This window comes from Bartonella sp. CL435QHHD (assembly GCF_042195095.1).
In the GTDB taxonomy this organism is placed as follows: Bacteria; Pseudomonadota; Alphaproteobacteria; order Rhizobiales; family Rhizobiaceae; genus Bartonella.
Genome location: NZ_JBHINS010000078.1, coordinates 49,311 through 68,437 on the forward strand (window position 1 = coordinate 49,311; position 19,127 = coordinate 68,437).

Below are 19,127 nucleotides of genomic sequence, written 5' to 3' on the forward strand. Positions count from 1 at the left end.
GCAAAATACCTTTATACAACATGAAATATCAATGGAGCGCGTCTCTCTATTTTGAAACAAGAAAAAACAGATAATAGCCGTTCTTTACCCCATTTTAAAAATCATCGTTGATGGTATTACAAAGATACTTATAAAAATACATAACAGTCTATGAAAAAGGAGAACTCATGGCTTATTGGCTTTTTAAATCTGAACCCCATAAATGGTCATGGGAGATGCAAAAGAAAAAAGGAGTTAATGGCGAACAATGGGATGGTGTACGCAATTATCAAGCCCGTAATAATATGCGCGCTATGAAATATGGCGATAAAGGTTTTTTTTATCATTCAAATAAAGGTTTAGAAATTGTAGGAATTGTAGAAATATGTGCTGAAGCGCACCCTGATTCTACAAGCTCTGATCCACGCTGGGAATGTGTGGACATCCGTGCACTTTGTGACATGCCAACACCTGTTTCATTAAAACAAATTAAAGCCAATCCCAAACTAGCAAATATGGTGCTGGTCAAAGCCAGCCGCTTATCAGTGCAACCCGTAACAGAAGATGAATGGAAAGAAGTCTGTTTGATGGGCAACCTTAAGGAGGAAATGCTTTTATCTTAAAACAATAATTTTTTATTCATTAACTCATATAAAAAGATACTTCATAGCGCAGAAGAATAAGCTCAACACATCCTTCTGTTGAGGTATTCTTATGCTAAATGCATAAATATGATATTTTTTATCCTGCACTCTTTCTCAATACAGTCTCCTTCCAAATTACACAAAAAGCCTCTTTATGATGCATCTTTTCGGCATTGCTAAAGGCAAAGCTTGCTCAACGATTATAATAAGCACCACCACGAACATAACACACAATCCCCTTCACACACAAATGCAACAAAAAAACAAAACTGAACGTGGATAAAAACAATAAAAACGATCGTGAAGTTCTCCTAAACAGTGCATATGTGCTAGGTGTTGCACAATTCTCTTCACGCTTAAAAAACGCATCATATTGCGTGTTCATTGTTTTGCATGTTGGACGAGTGCGCCTCATGCCGCAGGATTCTCTCATTCCCAACCTGTTTATATTGAATCAATCAAAAGCTATTTGCTTGCACATTACAAGCGGAGAAAGTCCCATATGGATAAAAACCGTGAAAGAAAGAACTAAAAATTCCTCCTATGAATCGTCTCAAGTGCCAAGGACTATCCGCAACACCCACGAGCTGGCAAAGTGAATGATAGTGCTAGCTTGTTTCTCCATAAAGCGTAAAGATGATGACACTCAATAGCTAAAACACGTTCTAGAACATAAAAAACGCTTCCAACCAATACGTAAAATACTCTGCAGACGGAATACCTTCTTTTCAGCAAGCAACCATTAGAAATTATAAAAGTTTATTTTTTAGAAACGCTCTTTTTTAATTTTTCTCTTTTAATTTTTCTTGCATGAAATCTCATTTTTCATGAAACTATACCAATCAGTGCATCAACATGCCTATAAGGAACAACATGAACCACTATACTCTTTTAATCGTTGAAGATGATGATCTACGCCCCATTTTAGTAGAACAATTGCAAATGCATCAAGAGTTTAAAATTTTCCAAGCAAAAACAGCAGAAGCGGGAATGAAAATAATCCAAGAAGAAAATATTGATCTCACTATTTTGGGACTTCAACTTCCTGATCTTGATGGTTGCAAAGCAGTTAAACAATTACGCTCCCAAGGATTTCGTGCCCCCATTATCATGATAACGAATTATGATACAGACTGCGATAATATTTTAGATCTTGAAACAGGCGCCAATGATTATGTGACAAAACCCTTTCGCTTTGCGGTGTTATTAGCGAGAATTCGAGCACAGTTGCGCCAATATGAACAAAATGAAGACGCAACCTTTCATATTGGTCCCTATACTTTTAAATTAAGACAAAAACTTCTTCTTGATCAATGCAACAATAAAATCTGTCTCACAGAAAAAGAAGCAGCGATCCTTAAATGTCTCTATTATGCCAATGATAAAATTGTCAGCCGTGAAACATTGTTAGAACAAGTTTGGGGATATAATGAAAATATTGTCACCCATACTTTAGAAACCCATATCTATCGTTTGCGACAAAAAATCGAAAACGATCCCTCCAATGCACAAATTCTCATGACAGATCAAAATGGTTACCGTTTAAATCTTTAATTCGAGATTTACTGTTTCAAAAATAATTTTAATATCCTAAATGAAAACAGAAACGAGATGAAAAAAACTTCGCGTATAATTCAAATGCTATTACATAAAACTTACTCTTATCTGTACTCTTATAACAAAATATATAACATTATGAATAAAAAACGAAATATTCAACATGAGAACCAGAAACAAAAATGCTTTCAAACCTCACGATATACTTTGTAACTTCTGTTTCACATGCTTTTGTTCTTTCTAAAATTTTTAATATGTTCCGCATATAAATAATCGTGATATCTTTTAGCAACATTCTTGATCATAACTATCATCTTTAGATGAGTGCTATTTATGATTATTTTTTTCAGAAAAACCGCTCCACGCAATGCTTTATCTCATATTCACTAGCCTAAATTGAGAGATGTTTTTTATCTTTATAGTTTTCCTCCATTCTTTATGATTTTATCTCCTCTTAAGAGGTTGTATAATTAATGATATAACGCTAAATGTTTATCCTAACGATAAAGCCACTGAGCACCACCATCTTTACCCTTATAAAAGAACAAGCCGGCACCATCACACACTTTGTTAGATTTCAATGTTGCAGAGGAGCCCTTGACACTTGAGAGATGGTTCATAAGAAGCATTTTAATCCTTCCTTGTACAGTTTTTAACCACCATGAACCATATTATGCAAGATCCCTTGGACTCTGCTATTTTTATGCTTACGAAGATACCAGCATTTTTTCTTTTAAAATGTTTCCACTATTCATGAAATATGGTTCAGTATATAGATACTTGAGATTTTTTATTCACATGCCAATTCCACATATAATGTACAAAAGAATATCTTTTAATTGTAAATGCAAAAAATTGAAATAAGAGAATCCTTCTATATTTGCGGTTCTTATGCCAAAGGCAAAATGATTAATTATCTTTATAAATTAAAATATTTCGCACTTGTGGTGATAACGCAGGAATAAAAATACGTCGCGACTGACGACGCTGTACGAGCAAACCCTGATAAACACGTTTTTGTGCCTGACACATTAAGAGTCCACCAAAATAAGGCAAAAGATAGCGTGCAAATGGCTCATAAAAAAATGAGAACAACCGCGAAACATAACCCGTAGAGGGCATATAATGTACAATTTCTTGTATTGGCCCAGAAACAAAATTTGTTTTTTCAAACAAACGAGTAATTTGTTGCCGACTATAGGGTTCGCCATAACCAAAGGGCGTAGTAATATTGCGCGCCCAAAAGCCAGAGCGATTAGGTACAATAACGATCAAGTGGCCATTGGGTGCTAAAACACGCCATATTTCATTCAACGTTTCAAACGAATTTTCTGTATATTCTAATGCATGTACCAATAAAATACAGTCAACTGACGCATCAGGAAGTGGCAAATCTTCTTCAAAAACAAGCGCTGTAGCAACTTGCTCAGCACAAGGCCAAGGCGAAGCACCCTGAGAAGCTGGCATAAAAGCAAAACATTGTTGGGCACGTTCACGCAATGTAGAAAGATAAGGAAGCGCATAACCCAACCCCATAATCCGTTTATCCGTAAGATCAGGCCACCATAAATTCAATTGGTCACACAGCGTCTTTTGCACACGCAGCCCAAGTGCAGAAGCATAAAAATCTTTCAGCGTAACGATATCCAACTCAACATACCATGTAGAAACAAATTTCAAACATTACAGATTTTCATATACCAAACTTATATGGACTTCTGCTCTTTTTCCGCAATAGCGAACATTTTAATATTTCATATTTTAAACTTAAATGATCAAAAAATCAGTACAGCAGGATAATTATTGCCTTACAAGCACTTTAATCATTTTTTGGGAGATGAACTCCATAGAGGTTCTTCATACACTGTTTTTGACATCAATTAAGAAAAAAGCCAACATTGGTTAATTAAAATGAAGCAATCTTTCAAGATAGTTTTTTTCTTCTTCTGAAAGATGCTCTTTACCAAGACGTTTGCGAATTTCATCCAAAATCTGCCGCGTACGCATTTGATCACTTTCTTGTGGTAGTGCCTCGCCTTCTTGTTCTTCATCTGTTTTTGAAGAAAGTGGACGTCCTAACGGATCTTTAGGACCAGAATCAGCATTTTGATCATCTCCCGTTTCTTTGAGTGTTTCGCGCATTTTTTTCAAAACATTTTGTGCACCTTGCCTCAAAGATTCCAAAGCATCAGACTGATTTTGTATAGATACCTGATGATTTCCATTATCAAGAGCATTTTCCGCAGAATTCATTTTTTCTTCTGCCCTTTTCAACGCGCCCCCTGTTTCAAATCCTTGTTCTGATAATTCTTTTTCTAATGTTGATAATTCAGACTGCAATTCAGCTTGACGTTTTTTTAAAGATTTTTTTTGTGTTTCTGGCACATCTTCTCCGCGTTTTTGTTCCATCTCTAACTGATGTGTTTCATTGAGAATTTCTTGCTGACGACGCATTAAATCTCCAAGCTGGTCCATCTTTTCTTTCATTTGTGCAGATTGGCTTTTTTCTCCCTCATTTTGATTGCCTTTTTGCACATGCAAATGATCAAGCGTCTGTTCAACTTCCGCCAAGAGTTGTTCAGCTGCTAAAGAAGAGCCCGTTTTAGCCATTTCCTCAATTAAATTTAGCTTTTCTTGTAATGTAGATTCAGAAAGATTAGGACTTTTTGAGCTTTTAGAATTTTTAGAAACTTGACTATCCGGTGCTTTTTCAGCCAAAGCACGAATATACTCATCCATAGCTTGACGTAAATCTGCCATAAGCCGTTCAATTTCTGCCGCTGAAGCACCATAACGCAGTGCATCACGTAAAGCAGCTTGTGCTTGTTTTAACTTTTTTTGCACGGATTCAAGCTGATTATCTTCAATACCCAAAGCAATTTGCCATAAATAATCCACCACATCGCGCAAATCCTCGTCTGTTTGTGCTAAAGAAAGTCTTGTCCACGCACTTTGTAGAACAATAAAATGCGATGCATTTTGCAACCCCTTTTCTGGACGCACAAGCAAAGCAGAAAGCATATCCAATACACGCTCTTTCACAGAAGCATCAAGCGCTAATAGACGACGCAATTCAACCACTGCGCGTGCAACAGGATTCGAAAAAACACGCTGTGGTAATATCATAACAAAAGTTTTGCTACGCCCTTTCTGCCCCGCACCATCTTCTGCCACCAAAGTAATTTTGACTTGCGAACCTGCCCATGGATGCGCTGATATATCCTGCACCATTCGCATTTTCCCCTTTCCACCACGCGGAAGAAGAAGCTCTATTTCCGGAGCATTATAAAGAGAAGAAGCACTTTTATTCTGAGGAAGAAAAGGCTCTATTTCAACAAAAGCCTTTGTCACACCATAATCATCATCCACCACATATCGTAACTCCAACGATCCCGTTAAAATCCTCCCTGGTTTTTCCAGCCAATGAATTGTCGGAAGCTTGTCCTTAATTATCTGCAAATGCCACTGCTGTTTTTTACGACGTGATGATACAAATAAATTTATTGAATGCTTTAAATGTGTTTCAAAATGAACGATTGGATCATTCAAAGCTGTTTGTTCCGTTTTCTCTAAAAACGAAACTTCCCTCCCATCTTCTACAGACTTTGCTTTTACTGTAATACCAGCTCCATTGACAACACGCACAACAACATTACTCCCTTCAGGGATTTCTAGTTGTGTTTTCTCATCTTTTGTCAAATAAATCGGTGCCACACCGGTATAAGCTGGGGGTGTTACCCAAGCATCAATCCGCATGAGTTTTTCATCAACGACAGGACGAAAATCAAAGGCATCAGCCAAACGCCCCCCTTGTGAACCAAAAGAAAAACTAAAAGCGCACACAAAAAGAAGAGCACACAAAGCCCTCAAAGCCAAAGGATCATAATCCGCACTATTAAGAGAGATAAATCCAGTTTTTAAATGGTATAATTGCTTTGCCATTCGGCGTTGATGTTCACGCCAAATAACAGCACTAAAATCTTCATCATTTTCAGAACATAAACGATCTGTCTGAATATTCAAAGGCTGGTGTCTAAGATCATTGACGCGTTCAAGGCGGCAATTTACTTCCCGCATTGTGGGAAACCGAAAACGAATAAGAAAAAACAAACTTGCCCCAGCACAAACAAGTATAACCCCAAGTAAGAGCAAATGTGACCAATAGCCCAAAATGCCAAAAAGTCCCAACCAGCTAAACGAACAAAAGAGACTAAGAACGAGGAAAAATGGCAACAACCGTACCCACATCCGTTCAAATGAAAGGATCCCCCACATCAAAATGCGCACACACAAAAGCTTCATTGCAAAACCTTTGATGTTTTTATTTTTCATAAACAAGCATTTATCCCCTTTTATCGTGGTGCATTAAGATCATAAACCCCATACAAAACAATTTCTAGAAAATAAATTGTTTCATCAAAGTTTAGTAAAAATAAGACCCAAAATATTTAATAATGCTCAATCTAATTTGGGCTCAATCCAATCTGGAATATGATCACAGCCTATCAATTGTGCATAATCAAGGCGTGGACGAATGACTGCATAACGTGTATCCTGAACCAAAACTTCCGGCACCAAAAGTCGACTATTATAAGTGCTTGCCATCACTGCGCCATAAGCCCCTGCTCCTGTTAACATCAAAACATCACCCGCTTTCAACACTGGTAAAGAACGTTCCAAGCCTAAATAATCACCAGTTTCACAAATGGGACCAACAATATCAGCATTAATCAGAGGGGCATCTACTGGTGTTTTTTTCACTGGCATTACATTTTGCCACGCATCATAAAGCGTTGGACGCATGAAATCATTCATCGCCGCATCAACAATAACAAAATTTCGTCCTTTCCCCTTTTTTAAATACACAACCGATGTCACCAACACACCGGCTTCACCAACAATACTACGCCCAGGTTCTAAGATAATATTGATCCCTAAAGGCGCAATATGTTTCTTTACCAGTGCTGCATACTCAAAAGGAGAAGGTACTGGATGCTGCTCATAACCATAAGGAATACCAAGCCCGCCCCCAATATCGATATGGGTTATCGCATAACCATTATTCCATAATTGACGCACAAAATCTGCAACAATAACAAATGCATCTTCAAACGGTTTTAAATCACAAATTTGACTGCCAATATGGAGATCAACACCACACACATGAAGACCGGGCAATTGGGCTGCTTTTTTATATGCATCACCCGCCAAAGACAGTGGAATACCAAATTTATTCTCAGACTTACCTGTTGTAATTTTCTTGTGAGTCTTAGCATCCACATCAGGATTAATACGTAAAGAAATACGAGCCGTTTTTGAAAGCGCAGCAGCCCGCGCCGATAATTGTTCAAGTTCTGGCTCTGATTCAACGTTAAAACAATAAATATCTTGTGCAAGAGCAAAATCTATTTCTTTCACTGTTTTACCAACACCAGAATAAACAATATTCTGCGCAGGAATACCAACAGCAAGTGCACGCCGTAATTCCCCTTCTGAGACCACATCAGCTCCCGCTCCATTGTTAGCTAAAAGTTGTAAAACCGCTTGATTGGAATTCGCTTTAACCGCATAAGCAATTAAACTCGGCATATCATGAAATGCATTCTGATAATCTTTAAAATGTGCAACGATTGCGCTAGCTGAATAACAATAAAAAGGTGTTTCAACTTTCCGCGCAAGTTCCAAAAGCGAAAGACCTTCAGCGTGGAGCACACCCTGATGATAAGAAAAAAAACGCATAAAAATCCCTATTGTATCAACCTATCAAGAATAAAAGGTTTATCTGTTTTGCCTTGAGGAACAAAAGTTCCTTGTGAAGAATTCACTCCTGTTGAAGGAGGTAACTCTAATGACCCTTTACGCCCACACCCAACAATACCCAAGCCCCCCAAAAGGACAATCATCACCCCCTTTAATATAATTTTCATCTGTCCTCTTTCCTCATCTCGATTTCTTTTTTACCTTTAAAATACAATCACTCAAGCGCTCACGAGACGCTTTTTCCAATACGCAATTTGCCGAAAAACCTCTGAAGGCGCTGTTCCCCCAAAGCTTTTGCGACTTTCAACAGATTTTTCAACGGTCAAAACATCAAAAAGTGTCGCATTGATATCAGGACAAATTGCTTGAAGTTCATCTAATGATAAATCATGGAGGCGACACTGTTTTTTTTCTGCCAATGCCACAGCACACCCTGTGATGTGATGTGCTTCGCGAAAAGGAATCTCTGATTCGCGTACAAGCCAATCAGCAAAATCTGTAGCTGTTGCATACCCTAAATCCGCTGCTTGTTTCATGGCTTTTTTATTCACTTTCAAATCAGCAATCATCCCTGTCATTGCTGCTAGTGATAATTCCAAACTCAAAGCCCCATCAAACACATATTCTTTATCTTCTTGCATATCCTTTGAATAAGCAAGCGGTAATCCTTTCATCACCGTTAACAATCCCATAAGCGCACCATTCAATCGACCTGCTTTCGCTCGTACTAACTCTGCCGCATCAGGATTTCTCTTTTGTGGCATAATAGACGAACCCGTTGAAAAAGCATCTGATAAATGAATAAAACAAAACTGTTCACTTGACCAAAGAATTATTTCTTCTGCTAAACGTGAAAGATGTGTTGCACAAAGAGCGCCAGCGCTTAAAAATTCCAATGCAAAGTCACGATCTGAAACACTATCAATTGAATTGCGTGTAGGTTCGCGAAAGCCTAGCGCTTTTGCTGTCATAAAACGGTCAATTGGAAAGCCTGTCCCCGCTAAAGCAGCCGCTCCTAAAGGCGATTCATTCATTCGCTCAAGAGCATCACGCATCCGCGATAAATCTCGACCAAACATTTCAACATAAGCCATCATATAATGACCCAATGTTACGGGTTGAGCCAATTGTAAATGCGTAAAGCCTGGCATAAAGGTATCAACATGTTGTTCTGCGCGAATAAGTAATTGCTCTATCAATCCTTTTAAAGCTTGTGCTATCTTTTGCGTTGCTTCACGTACCCACAAGCGAAAATCAACAGCAACTTGATCATTGCGTGAACGCGCCGTATGCAAACGCCCAGCTACAGGACCTATCAATTCGCTCAGCCGCGCTTCAATATTCATATGAATATCTTCAAGCTTTCGTGAAAAAACAAATTTACCGTCTTCAATTTCTTGGCGAATAAGTTTCAAACCATGAACAATTTTTTCATAATCTGATTGTGAAATGATTTTCGTTTGCGCTAACATAGCTGCATGAGAAAGAGAACCTTCAATATCTTGTCGATAAAGTTTTTGATCAAAATCAATAGAAGCATTAATTTCTTCCATAATTGCAGCAGGGCCTGCCGCAAACCGACCACCCCACATTTGGTTCTTTAACTTCTCATCTGTCATATTCTGAAAACACCCATCCAAAGGACAAAATTATGATTTTTCAAATTTTCATCAGCAAAAAAAACAATAAAAAAAGGCAACTTTCCCTTGCATTCTTTATCATTGCATTGAGTTTATACGCAACCATAAACTACGATACCAAAAGAGAGTTTTTTCTTTTCAATTTCATTTCAGCAGCACAAGCACAAGAAATAAACATTAATAAAGCACGAGCAGAAAAAATGATGGCGATACGAAAAGCAGCAAAAGGCTTTTTTAGCCACATACGATTTGCTGATACGCCCTCAGATATGAATAAACTCTCTTTCAAGGATATTCTAGGAAAAGAGCACACACTCAGCGAATTTACTGGAAAACCAATGCTGGTCAATCTATGGGCTATTTGGTGTGCACCTTGCCGCACAGAAATGCCTGAACTTGCGCAATTAAAACGTGAATTAGGTGGAGAAAACTTTGATGTCATAGCTATTAATATCGATAAAACTGCTTCTCCTGAAAAAATTCAGCAATTTTTACAGAATATTCATTCAGATAATTTGCTTTACTATCGCGATGAAACAATGGATATTTTCAACAATGTTAGAAAACAGGGGCTCGCTTTAGGACTCCCCATTACATTGCTCATTGATAAAGAGGGATATCTCATTGCTTCTTTCAATGGTGCAGCTCCATGGGCCAATGACGATGCCAAAGCACTTATAAAAGCAGTCATTAAAGAAGCCCTATAACTTTAATAACCGCGTCTTTTTAAACGTTGTATAACAAGATCCAGTGCTGACAAAAAAGCAGAACGGTCTTTACGAGAAAAAGGACGGGGACCACCTATTATACTGCCCTGTCCACGCAAATCTTCCATCAAATTGCGCATCGCCAAAGCCTGACCAATTGAATTTACATCAAAAATACGCCCCGTTGGCGAAAGACAAAAACCCCCAGCTTGCACAACCCGTGCTGCTAAAGGAATATCACTGGTAATAACGATACTTGCCTCATGCACATGTTCTACAATCCAATCATCAGCACCATTGAATTCACCAGCAACGACCACTCTTTCAATGAGTGCTTCATCTGGAAGGGACAAAGAACGATTTGCCACAACAAATGTCTTAAGCTGATAACGATTCATCACACGATAAACTTCATCTTTTACAGGACAAGCATCCGCATCAATCAACAAAGTGATAGCAGGCTTTATTGGGATATTCATACCTTGGCTTTCAAGCAATAATAAGCTCTTTCATTCATCTGAATGTTGCAAATCCTTGCGATAAAACATTATCGCCGCGTTTATTTCTCCTCCCAAAATAAAAATTGCACTCAATATGTAGAGAAAAATAATAGCAACCATAATAGATGCCAACCCTGCATAGGTAGAAATATAATCAAACATCGTTAAATATTGCGCAAAAGCGATAGAAGCCATAAACCATATAAACATTGTCACCACTATTCCTGGTAAAATATCTATAATTTTCCGCCGCCCTGCTGGAAGCCATTTATGAACAATCAAAAGACTGATAAACAAAATAACGATTGCAACTGTATAACGCCATACACGAATAACAGCAATATATTCAGTCATAAAAAAAGAATGATTTTGCATAATTTTGATCAACAAAGGCGCCAGAATCAATAAAAAGCTAATCACAACAAGACCAACAGCTCCAAGGATTACAAAAAACAGACTTTGAAAACGACAAAATAACAAACTCCGTCGATCAGTAACACGGTAAGCTTTATTTAAAGCCGTACGCAAAGCCTCTATCCCATTAGAAGCAAAATAAGCCGCTCCAATGACAGAAAGCGTCAACACACCTCCTCGATGAATGGTTAAAACATTGACAATTTCCTGAGATAAAGGCTCTGCAATAACATCAGGCAATAACTGCACCAGTGCTTTAATTTTTTGCGGTGTATAGGTAAAAGCCCCTAGAAAACGAGCAAACGATGTTCCAAAAATAAAAAAAGGGAAAAATGCTAAAAGCCCCGATAGCGCAACATGGCTTGCAAAAGCACTCCCATTATCACGCCAATAATGACTTACTGCGTCACCCAAAATACGATAGCTATACCAAAAGATATTTTTTAACAAAACTCAATACTTTCTGGTAAAACTCTTCCTCAGTCTATTTCAAGTTTTATAAAAATCATCAAAACTCTGCAAATAAACATTTTGCAATGTTGCAATATAAAGGTCAATAATCAATACGGTCAAGCCCGACTTTATACCAAAACAAAAACAATAACCCACTCTATGAAGTTCTACAACGACCTCATTTTTTTGTTACTTCTACAGATCAGTAACCTCTTCTGTACATCATATGCCCTATAGAGAGCTAAGCAAGATGATCGTGCACACATAAAACCTTTTGAAGTCATGATTATCTGTATCGGAGCAATCGCCCCTCCTTTTTATTGCAATCTATGACTGAATAAAGAAAAAACTTCTTATCGATTTCTAGAAAAAACCAACGAAATTCAACAAAACCCCCTTGCTTTTATTCACCCTTTTTTAGAAACACTCTGACGTCCAAAATCAGGAGCATCAATTTCCTGTCCAGCATCAATAATATTGCGACGTACAGCACGCGTACGTGTAAAAAAGTTAAACAGTGTCTCACCATCTCCTAAATGAATTGCCCGTTCTAAAAAAGCAAGCCCCTCACTAAAACGGCTCAACATTTCTAAAATAGCATCCTTATTATGCAAACAAATATCTCGCCACATAACGGGATCAGAAGATGCTAAACGCGTAAAATCACGAAAACCGGAAGCGGAATAAGCAATCACTTCCGAATTTGTTACTTTTTCTAAATCACTCGCTGTCCCAACAGTATTATACGCAATCAAATGGGGTAAATGTGAAACAATAGCCAAAACAAGATCATGATGCTTAGGTTCCATCTTTTCGACACGCGCACCACAAGCTTCCCAAAACGCTGTTAATTGTGCGACAGCAGTAGCATCGCTATCCGCAAAAGGCGTTAAAATACACCAACGATTCATAAATAAATCAGCAAAACCAGCATCCGGTCCTGAATATTCCGTTCCAGCAATTGGATGCCCTGGAATAAAATGAACCGTTTTTGGCAATAAAGGTGCCATTTCCGCAATAACCAACGCTTTCGTAGAACCAACATCACTCACAATCGCTCCAAGTTTTAAATGATCACGAATAGTTTTTGCCACTTCTGCACTAGCCCCAACAGGAACAGAAAGTATAACCAAATCTGCTCCTTCAACTGCTTTTGCATTATCTGTCGTATAAAAATCCCCAAGCTCCAATTCACGCGCTCTTTTCAGGGTTTCTGGACGACGTGTTGCAATAGAAATCTGAGCCGCAAGATTTTTCTTTTTAATCACTCTTGCTAAAGAAGACCCAATCAGACCGATCCCAATGAGTGCTATTTTTTCAAACTGAATATGGAGCATCTTTCACCTTCAAAGATTCTTTGCAAATGGCAATAAAGACAATTGTAAAATCACAATTTTCTTGTTTGTTTGTTCAAGAGTTATGCGTAAAACATTAAAAAATGACAACTAGGGAATAAAGAATAACGCAGTTTACCAATTATCACCTGCGCAAGCTGACAACAGATCACTTTACCTAGAAAACACATAAAAAATAAATGACGAGAAATCTAACATCACGCTCTAAAACTCCCTCTTAATTACTGATCAAAGCGCATCACCGAAACAAAATAAAATGCACTCTCAATTAGGATAACAACGACTCTACATAAAATCCCATCAGTTTACTTTATCTTACTAATTTACTCACAAAAAAACACATCAAAAGCGTAAGTAGACCCTAACTCTTCTCCAATTATCCCGATACGTTCATTAATTTGTACATTAGACCTATATAAAAACGTATTACGACTCCACCTACAACATCAACATAAGTTTCGCGAATATTGAAAACGCCGTAAAACAACGCATACCAAAAGATACCATTAAAAACATTTTCCTCTCCCGATTCCGGATACCATAAATAAAATAAATATGAGAAAAACACGCCCTCTCAATAAAGAAAAAGTTTGATAACAAAAACACTGAACATCCCTTTAATGGAATCACACCCCTCGCGTAAAATAGAACGCCCTAAATAGAATAGATTTGGATTACAAATTCATGCGTTTGTTTTAAAAAGGCATCTCGCTCCCCAGCCTATCTCACGACAATGTTCGTAAATGTTATAACTATAAATCCATTAAGCACGACCCTCTTTACACTTAATAAAACACTATTATTATATTTTCCTACCCCCAATGTTGCAAAAAACCTTGGAATTTTAGAGCATTCATAAGAGGCATTTTTAGTGCTTTCTTGCACAGTTTTTATCCACACGCCCCCACTTATGACGTGTAAAAGACATTGTTCTGATTGATTCAATATAAAAAATAATAAATTATTAATAATAAACAATGGCTAGCTTTGTTTATGAGACACATTCATTGCTAAGATAATCATCTCTGTATCAAACATAAAAGTTTCCCCATAGGTGCTGTCGTTTTCATCATAATCTATTTTGACCTTCTCCTCATCCCACGAAGATTCTTAATTCATACAGATCTGCACACCGTTCATTTTCTTGTCTAAAAGATTCCTCTGGCTCACTATTTTATGTGATTCAATTAATCTATAGTATATTGATTTATAAAAATAATAATTTTTTTCAATTTGAATCATAACTTCGAATACTGTAAAATTCTTCCATCACAAACCCTCTTATCAATTAAAATCTCTTGTCTACACGTCACAAGAAGACATGTGAGCAAAAATGATGAAAAACGCTCTCTAATGCTAAAAACTGTAGCAACATTAGAGGCTAGCAAAGTATATAATGAGTGTCGACTTGCACTTTTATTAAGCGTAAAGATAGAGTTGCTCTATGGGTTTTATATTCTTCACAAGGAACTTTACTTCTACACCATTCATAAACACCGCCGCGAAATAGATATGACGCGCATTAAAAAATATTTCTAAGAAAGCGTATGAATCTACCATACAAGTGTCTTCTGTTGTTTGAGATACTCTGTTTTACATGGGGGTGTTACTCCATTAAGACTCTATGAACCAACCTAATATTCACCAAATATCCACACAAAAAAACATCGAATACATAAAATTTGATATGAGCCTCGTATCACTACTCTAAAAAACAGTACTTTACGATACAACAAAATAATAAAACTGTTTCAAAATGGCCTTTTGAAAATAAACTATTTCTTTTGAAGAAAAATTTCTATCAAGCTTTCAAGCTCCTAAAATGCATCCTCAAAAATACAAGTTCCACCAACCTCTACTTGATAGCATAACAGTTTTAATTGCTGAAAATGCCTCTGTGGTATACCAAAAATAAAAAATCATTATATTTCTAGGCGGTTAAGCTGCCATCTGGCGTCGTGCAATAATTGTAAGCCCTAACAAAACTTGACGAATGATAGCTTCGCCCAAAAGTGGATTTTTACGACTGTCTAAAACAGCACTCTGAATTCTTTCCATTGCATAAGAAATTTGTTCTAATTTCCAATATTTTAAAGCTTGTTCAACGATCTTTTTCCGTTGAAAAAAAATGGGAGGACGAGCTTCAGAAACCACCGTAAAAGGCGATTTTCCTTCAACCTCTACCTGATAACGCAATAGCTGTAATTGCTGAAAATGCCTTTGAGCTGTACTCAAAATTAAAAAAAGTGCCCCATGCACTGCTGCATGTCGATTAAAATGCACTTCAAAGCCTGATATATCGCCCAATAAAAGAGCATCAATGACTTCATCTTGAGAAAGAGCACTGACATCGCTTACAACAGCTTTCACATCTTCAAGAGTAACGTGAGCATTTGCAGCGTAAAGACAAAGCTTTTCTAATTCACCTCGTGATACAAGGCGATCCGCCCCTAAACTTTCATGCAACCATCTACGTGCATCCAAAGAAATAGTCTTCTTAAACTGTCCTAAAACCTCATCAATCAAACCGTCAAGAGAACGCATATCATCGGCAAAACAGGGCAAAGCCATCGCTTTTGATGCCGTTTCAACAGCATTGCGCAACCCTGTTCCTTTTTTTAAATCCCCTGATTCAATGAGTATAAAACAAGCTTCTGGTGGCTTCTCAATTAAAAGTTTTAAAGCAGCAAGAAAACCTTTTTGGTTAGCAGCATTAGAGATCCATATCAAACGATCTCCCCCAAAAAGCGATAACGTACGCGCTTCATTTTCCAAACGCGCAGGATCTTTATCAATTTCAGCAGCATCCAAACGAATTGTCGAAAATGGATCTTCTATTGCTACCTGTGTAAGTTTTGCAAAACATTGTGCACGCTCACAAACAAGACCACGATCTGGCCCATAAATGAGAACAATAGGAAAAGCACGTGAAAAACGCGTTAAAAACTGATCAACTTCATGTGCTTTTTTCTGAGCCACACTATTAATCCATTAACAGTTCATCATCATCAAGAACTTCCCCGCGAACTTTCTGAAACATGCCAATTAAATCATTGACATTCAAGCCCTTACGCTCTTCATGACAGACATCCAAAATCACTTTTCCACCATGCAACATCAAGGTGCGATCGCCATAATCAAGAGCCTGACGCATAGAATGAGTCACCATGATAGTCGTTAATTTTTTCTCTTCAACGATTTTTTCAGTCAACCGCATCACAAAATCAGCCATTCCAGGATCAAGTGCTGAGGTATGTTCATCAAGCAATAAAACATCCGCATGTGCTAACGTTGCCATCACAAGACAAACTGCTTGGCGTTGCCCACCTGATAAACTATCCATAGGATTATGAATATATGCTTCAAGACCAATGCCTAATTGAGCAATTTTCTCTCGAAAAAATTGCCGTTTCTCATAATTTAAAGCCGCACGCAAACCACGACGACTTCCTCGAAGAGCAGCAAGAGCCAAATTTTCTTCAATTGTTAAAGAACCACAACTTCCCTCTAACGAATCTTGAAAAACACAAGCAATTTTTCCAGCGCGTTCACTGACTGATTGCCTAGAAACATTTTGTCCATTGATAACCACTTTCCCTGTTGAAGGAAGCGTTGCACCCGCTAAAACACTGAGCAAAGTTGATTTACCAGCACCATTTGAACCAATAACCGTAACAAAACTACCCTGATCAATTTTCAGGTTAATATCAATTAAAGCCTGTTTTTCCAAAGGTGTTTGCGGTTTAAATGTGACCCCAACATGAAAAAATTCAATCACGTTTACGCCTCCTCCAATAGCGTGGCACAATAAGGGTTAAAATAACCAACAGTGAAGTAATCAACTGAAGATCTGTCGACGTATCAATACCAATTCCATTTGCTTCAAATGCAAATTGCACCGCCACACGATAAAGCACAGACCCTACAATACAGCTGATTATAATCCAAAAAATATTGCGCGTACGAAAGAGAGTTTCACCGATAATCACGGCTGCCAATCCAAAAACAATTGTTCCAATTCCACCGGTAATATCTGTTGCAATCGCAGTTTGAATATAAAGAGAACCACCAAGTGCCACACACGCATTGGAAAGCCCCATTCCAAAATATATCAATGCTGATGTATGAACACCTTGCGCCGTCGCCATGCGTGGATTAGCTCCCATTGCACGCATAGCAAGACCAATTTCACTTTCCAAAAAGCGCCAAATCAAAAACGCCATAACGAGCAACACAATACCAACGAAAAGAGGGCGCACAAAAATATCAGACAAACCAAACAGATTATAAAAGGGCGTTAACGCCGTATCAGCAAGAGCTAAATTAACATTAGACCCTCCCATAATTCCCATAATACGAAGATTAACCGTATAAAGTGCCGACATTGTTAAAATAGAAGCTAAAAGATTCAAAATGCCAAAACGCAAATTCAACATAGCCGTTAATAAACCAGCCACCATACCTGCACAAAAAGCACATGCCATAGCTGTCCATGCATTGAAACCCAAGAGAATCAAAACACCACAGACACAGGAACCAAGAAGAAACGATCCATCAACTGTTAAATCAGGAAAATCTAAAACCCGAAATGAAAGATAAACCCCTATAGCAACAAACGCATAAATAAGGCCTAATTCCACAGCACCAGAAAACGCAAATATATTCATGTAAAAACAATCTCCATGAAAACTTAACGTATTTTTATAGGATCAACACTTTGATCAATAAAAGTTATTGAATCACTTTTGTTGCACGGTCAATAACTGCCTGCGGAATAACAATCCCTGCTTTTTGGGCTGCTTTCAAATCAATTCGAATGTCATTATTAGCTGCCTGTACAACATCAATATCACCAGGTTTTTCACCCTTTAGAATACGCACGACCAATTTTCCAGCATCAACCCCTACATCATAGAAATTCACACCTTGCGTCATAAAAGGCCCGCGCCCGATAGTATTAGCATCAACAGTAAATACAGGCATATTGGCTTCCTCTGAGACCTTTATTGCACCTTCTAAAACAGATAAAATCGTATTATCAGCAGGAACAAAAATAATATCGACCTTACCGATTAAAGCGCGTGTTGCTGCCTGCACATCTGAAGGCTTTGGTGCCGATGAGGGAATAATTTCAATTCCAGCTTTTTTTGCTACATCCTTTAACGTTTTAAGTGTCGAAACAGAATTTGCCTCAGAAGCATTATAAAGATAACCAATTTTTTTCAAATCTGGTTTTACTTCTTGTAAAAGTCTAACACTTTCTGCAACATCTATACGATCAGAACTCCCCGTCATATTACCGCCAGGTTTGGTAAGTGAAGAAACGATTTTAGCTCCGATAGGATCAGAAATCGCTGCAAAGACGATAGGAATTGTTTTTGTTGCCGCAAGCATCGTTTGTGCTGAAGGCGTGGTAATTGCTACAATAACATCGGGTTTATCACCAACAAATTTACGTGCAATTTGCGTTGCTGTTGAAATATTACCCTGCGCTGATAAAAAGGTAAGTTGAAAATTTTCACCTTGCTTATAACCATTTGCTGCAAGCACATCTTCTACACCTTTACGAACAGCATCCGCAGCAGGATGGACCATAATTTGCGTTATTGCAACTTTAACGTGTTTAACTTGGTCATCGGCCTTTGCAACACTGTTCATCATAAAAACAGTTGCAATGATAATCCCTAATATATTTATTCTCTTCAACATTATATTCCACCCCTCTCCATGCAAAAATTAAAAAAGGAATAATTTATTACTGAAGAATTTTCTAAAATCAATCTTTATTTCATTTTATTTAAACATGGACAAAATAAATCAAACTAAAATGATATTTTTTTGTTGCAATTCGTAGAAGCCTACGCCATACAGACAAGACATATATCGAATCGGTAAGCGGGTGTAGCTCAGGGGTAGAGCACAACCTTGCCAAGGTTGGGGTCGTGGGTTCGAATCCCATCGCCCGCTCCATTGAATTTTGTATTTATTCGTTCTTGTATGGAGTTATAGCTTGTCATCGGTTGTAGCTTGCCAGCGGTGTAGCTTGCCAGCGGGTTTTGTATATTTTGACACTAGGTTTTGTACCAATTTATTTTTTTTAAAGAGTTTTAAAGATGTT

Annotated in this window: 16 protein-coding genes and 1 tRNA gene; 4 read left to right on the plus strand and 13 right to left on the minus strand. The window is 37.8% G+C overall.

All coding sequences use genetic code 11. The features are described from left to right. The first annotated feature begins 167 nt into the window (after positions 1–167). Both ACFILH_RS07230 and ACFILH_RS07235 read left to right on the plus strand, forming a co-directional pair. Entirely contained in the window at positions 168–602 is a 435-nt protein-coding gene (locus tag ACFILH_RS07230; protein ID WP_273790082.1) for an EVE domain-containing protein, read from the plus strand. A gap of 894 nt (positions 603–1,496) precedes the next feature. Next, a complete protein-coding gene (locus ACFILH_RS07235) occupies positions 1,497–2,177 on the plus strand; it encodes a response regulator transcription factor (protein WP_375630684.1) in 681 nt (226 codons plus the stop codon). A 500-nt stretch (positions 2,178–2,677) separates the two neighbouring features. On the opposite strand, the gene ACFILH_RS07240 is transcribed toward ACFILH_RS07235, so the two are convergent. The 6 genes from ACFILH_RS07240 to argH form a co-directional block, all read right to left on the minus strand. Next, on the minus strand, positions 2,678–2,809 hold the full coding sequence (locus ACFILH_RS07240) for a DUF4102 domain-containing protein (protein WP_375630682.1): 132 nt from the start codon (positions 2,807–2,809) through the stop codon (positions 2,678–2,680). Between the two features lie 280 nt (positions 2,810–3,089). Beyond that, positions 3,090–3,860: a class I SAM-dependent methyltransferase gene (locus ACFILH_RS07245; RefSeq protein WP_273790085.1), complete on the minus strand. Its 771-nt coding sequence runs from the start codon at positions 3,858–3,860 to the stop codon at positions 3,090–3,092. 222 nt (positions 3,861–4,082) lie between these two features. Next, positions 4,083–6,512 (minus strand): TIGR02302 family protein, encoded by a 2,430-nt coding sequence (locus ACFILH_RS07250; protein ID WP_375667586.1) that lies wholly within the window; start codon positions 6,510–6,512, stop codon positions 4,083–4,085. 126 nt (positions 6,513–6,638) lie between these two features. Further along, positions 6,639–7,919, minus strand: coding sequence for a diaminopimelate decarboxylase (gene lysA, locus ACFILH_RS07255; RefSeq protein WP_375667588.1), 1,281 nt, complete (start codon positions 7,917–7,919; stop codon positions 6,639–6,641). An 8-nt stretch (positions 7,920–7,927) separates the two neighbouring features. After that, entirely contained in the window at positions 7,928–8,107 is a 180-nt protein-coding gene (locus ACFILH_RS07260; protein WP_273790088.1) for an LPS translocon maturation chaperone LptM, read from the minus strand. A gap of 51 nt (positions 8,108–8,158) precedes the next feature. Further along, a complete protein-coding gene (argH, locus tag ACFILH_RS07265; protein WP_273790089.1) occupies positions 8,159–9,559 on the minus strand; it encodes an argininosuccinate lyase in 1,401 nt (466 codons plus the stop codon). Positions 9,560–9,591: 32 nt separating this feature from the next. Between argH and ACFILH_RS07270 the strand changes: the two genes are divergently transcribed. Further along, positions 9,592–10,287, plus strand: coding sequence for a TlpA disulfide reductase family protein (locus ACFILH_RS07270; protein ID WP_273790090.1), 696 nt, complete (start codon positions 9,592–9,594; stop codon positions 10,285–10,287). A gap of 2 nt (positions 10,288–10,289) precedes the next feature. On the opposite strand, the gene ACFILH_RS07275 is transcribed toward ACFILH_RS07270, so the two are convergent. From ACFILH_RS07275 to ACFILH_RS07305, 7 genes are all read right to left on the minus strand, one after another. Next, the gene (locus ACFILH_RS07275; RefSeq protein ID WP_273790302.1) at positions 10,290–10,766 is read right to left on the minus strand and encodes a YaiI/YqxD family protein; all 477 of its coding nucleotides are present in this window, start codon (positions 10,764–10,766) and stop codon (positions 10,290–10,292) included. Positions 10,767–10,796: 30 nt separating this feature from the next. Beyond that, entirely contained in the window at positions 10,797–11,651 is an 855-nt protein-coding gene (locus ACFILH_RS07280; protein WP_273790091.1) for a YihY/virulence factor BrkB family protein, read from the minus strand. 410 nt (positions 11,652–12,061) lie between these two features. Continuing rightward, entirely contained in the window at positions 12,062–12,991 is a 930-nt protein-coding gene (locus ACFILH_RS07285; protein ID WP_273790092.1) for a prephenate/arogenate dehydrogenase family protein, read from the minus strand. 1,956 nt (positions 12,992–14,947) lie between these two features. Then, on the minus strand, positions 14,948–15,988 hold the full coding sequence (holA, locus tag ACFILH_RS07290) for a DNA polymerase III subunit delta (RefSeq protein ID WP_375630674.1): 1,041 nt from the start codon (positions 15,986–15,988) through the stop codon (positions 14,948–14,950). A gap of 4 nt (positions 15,989–15,992) precedes the next feature. Then, the gene (locus ACFILH_RS07295) at positions 15,993–16,787 is read right to left on the minus strand and encodes an ABC transporter ATP-binding protein (RefSeq protein WP_273790094.1); all 795 of its coding nucleotides are present in this window, start codon (positions 16,785–16,787) and stop codon (positions 15,993–15,995) included. Continuing rightward, entirely contained in the window at positions 16,780–17,676 is an 897-nt protein-coding gene (locus ACFILH_RS07300; protein WP_273790095.1) for an ABC transporter permease, read from the minus strand. The genes ACFILH_RS07295 and ACFILH_RS07300 overlap by 8 nt, the downstream gene beginning before the upstream one ends. A gap of 64 nt (positions 17,677–17,740) precedes the next feature. Then, positions 17,741–18,718: an ABC transporter substrate-binding protein gene (locus ACFILH_RS07305; RefSeq protein WP_273790096.1), complete on the minus strand. Its 978-nt coding sequence runs from the start codon at positions 18,716–18,718 to the stop codon at positions 17,741–17,743. Positions 18,719–18,904: 186 nt separating this feature from the next. Here ACFILH_RS07305 and ACFILH_RS07310 point away from each other — a divergent pair. Next, positions 18,905–18,979, plus strand: a tRNA-Gly gene (locus ACFILH_RS07310). Positions 18,980–19,127 lie beyond the last annotated feature (148 nt).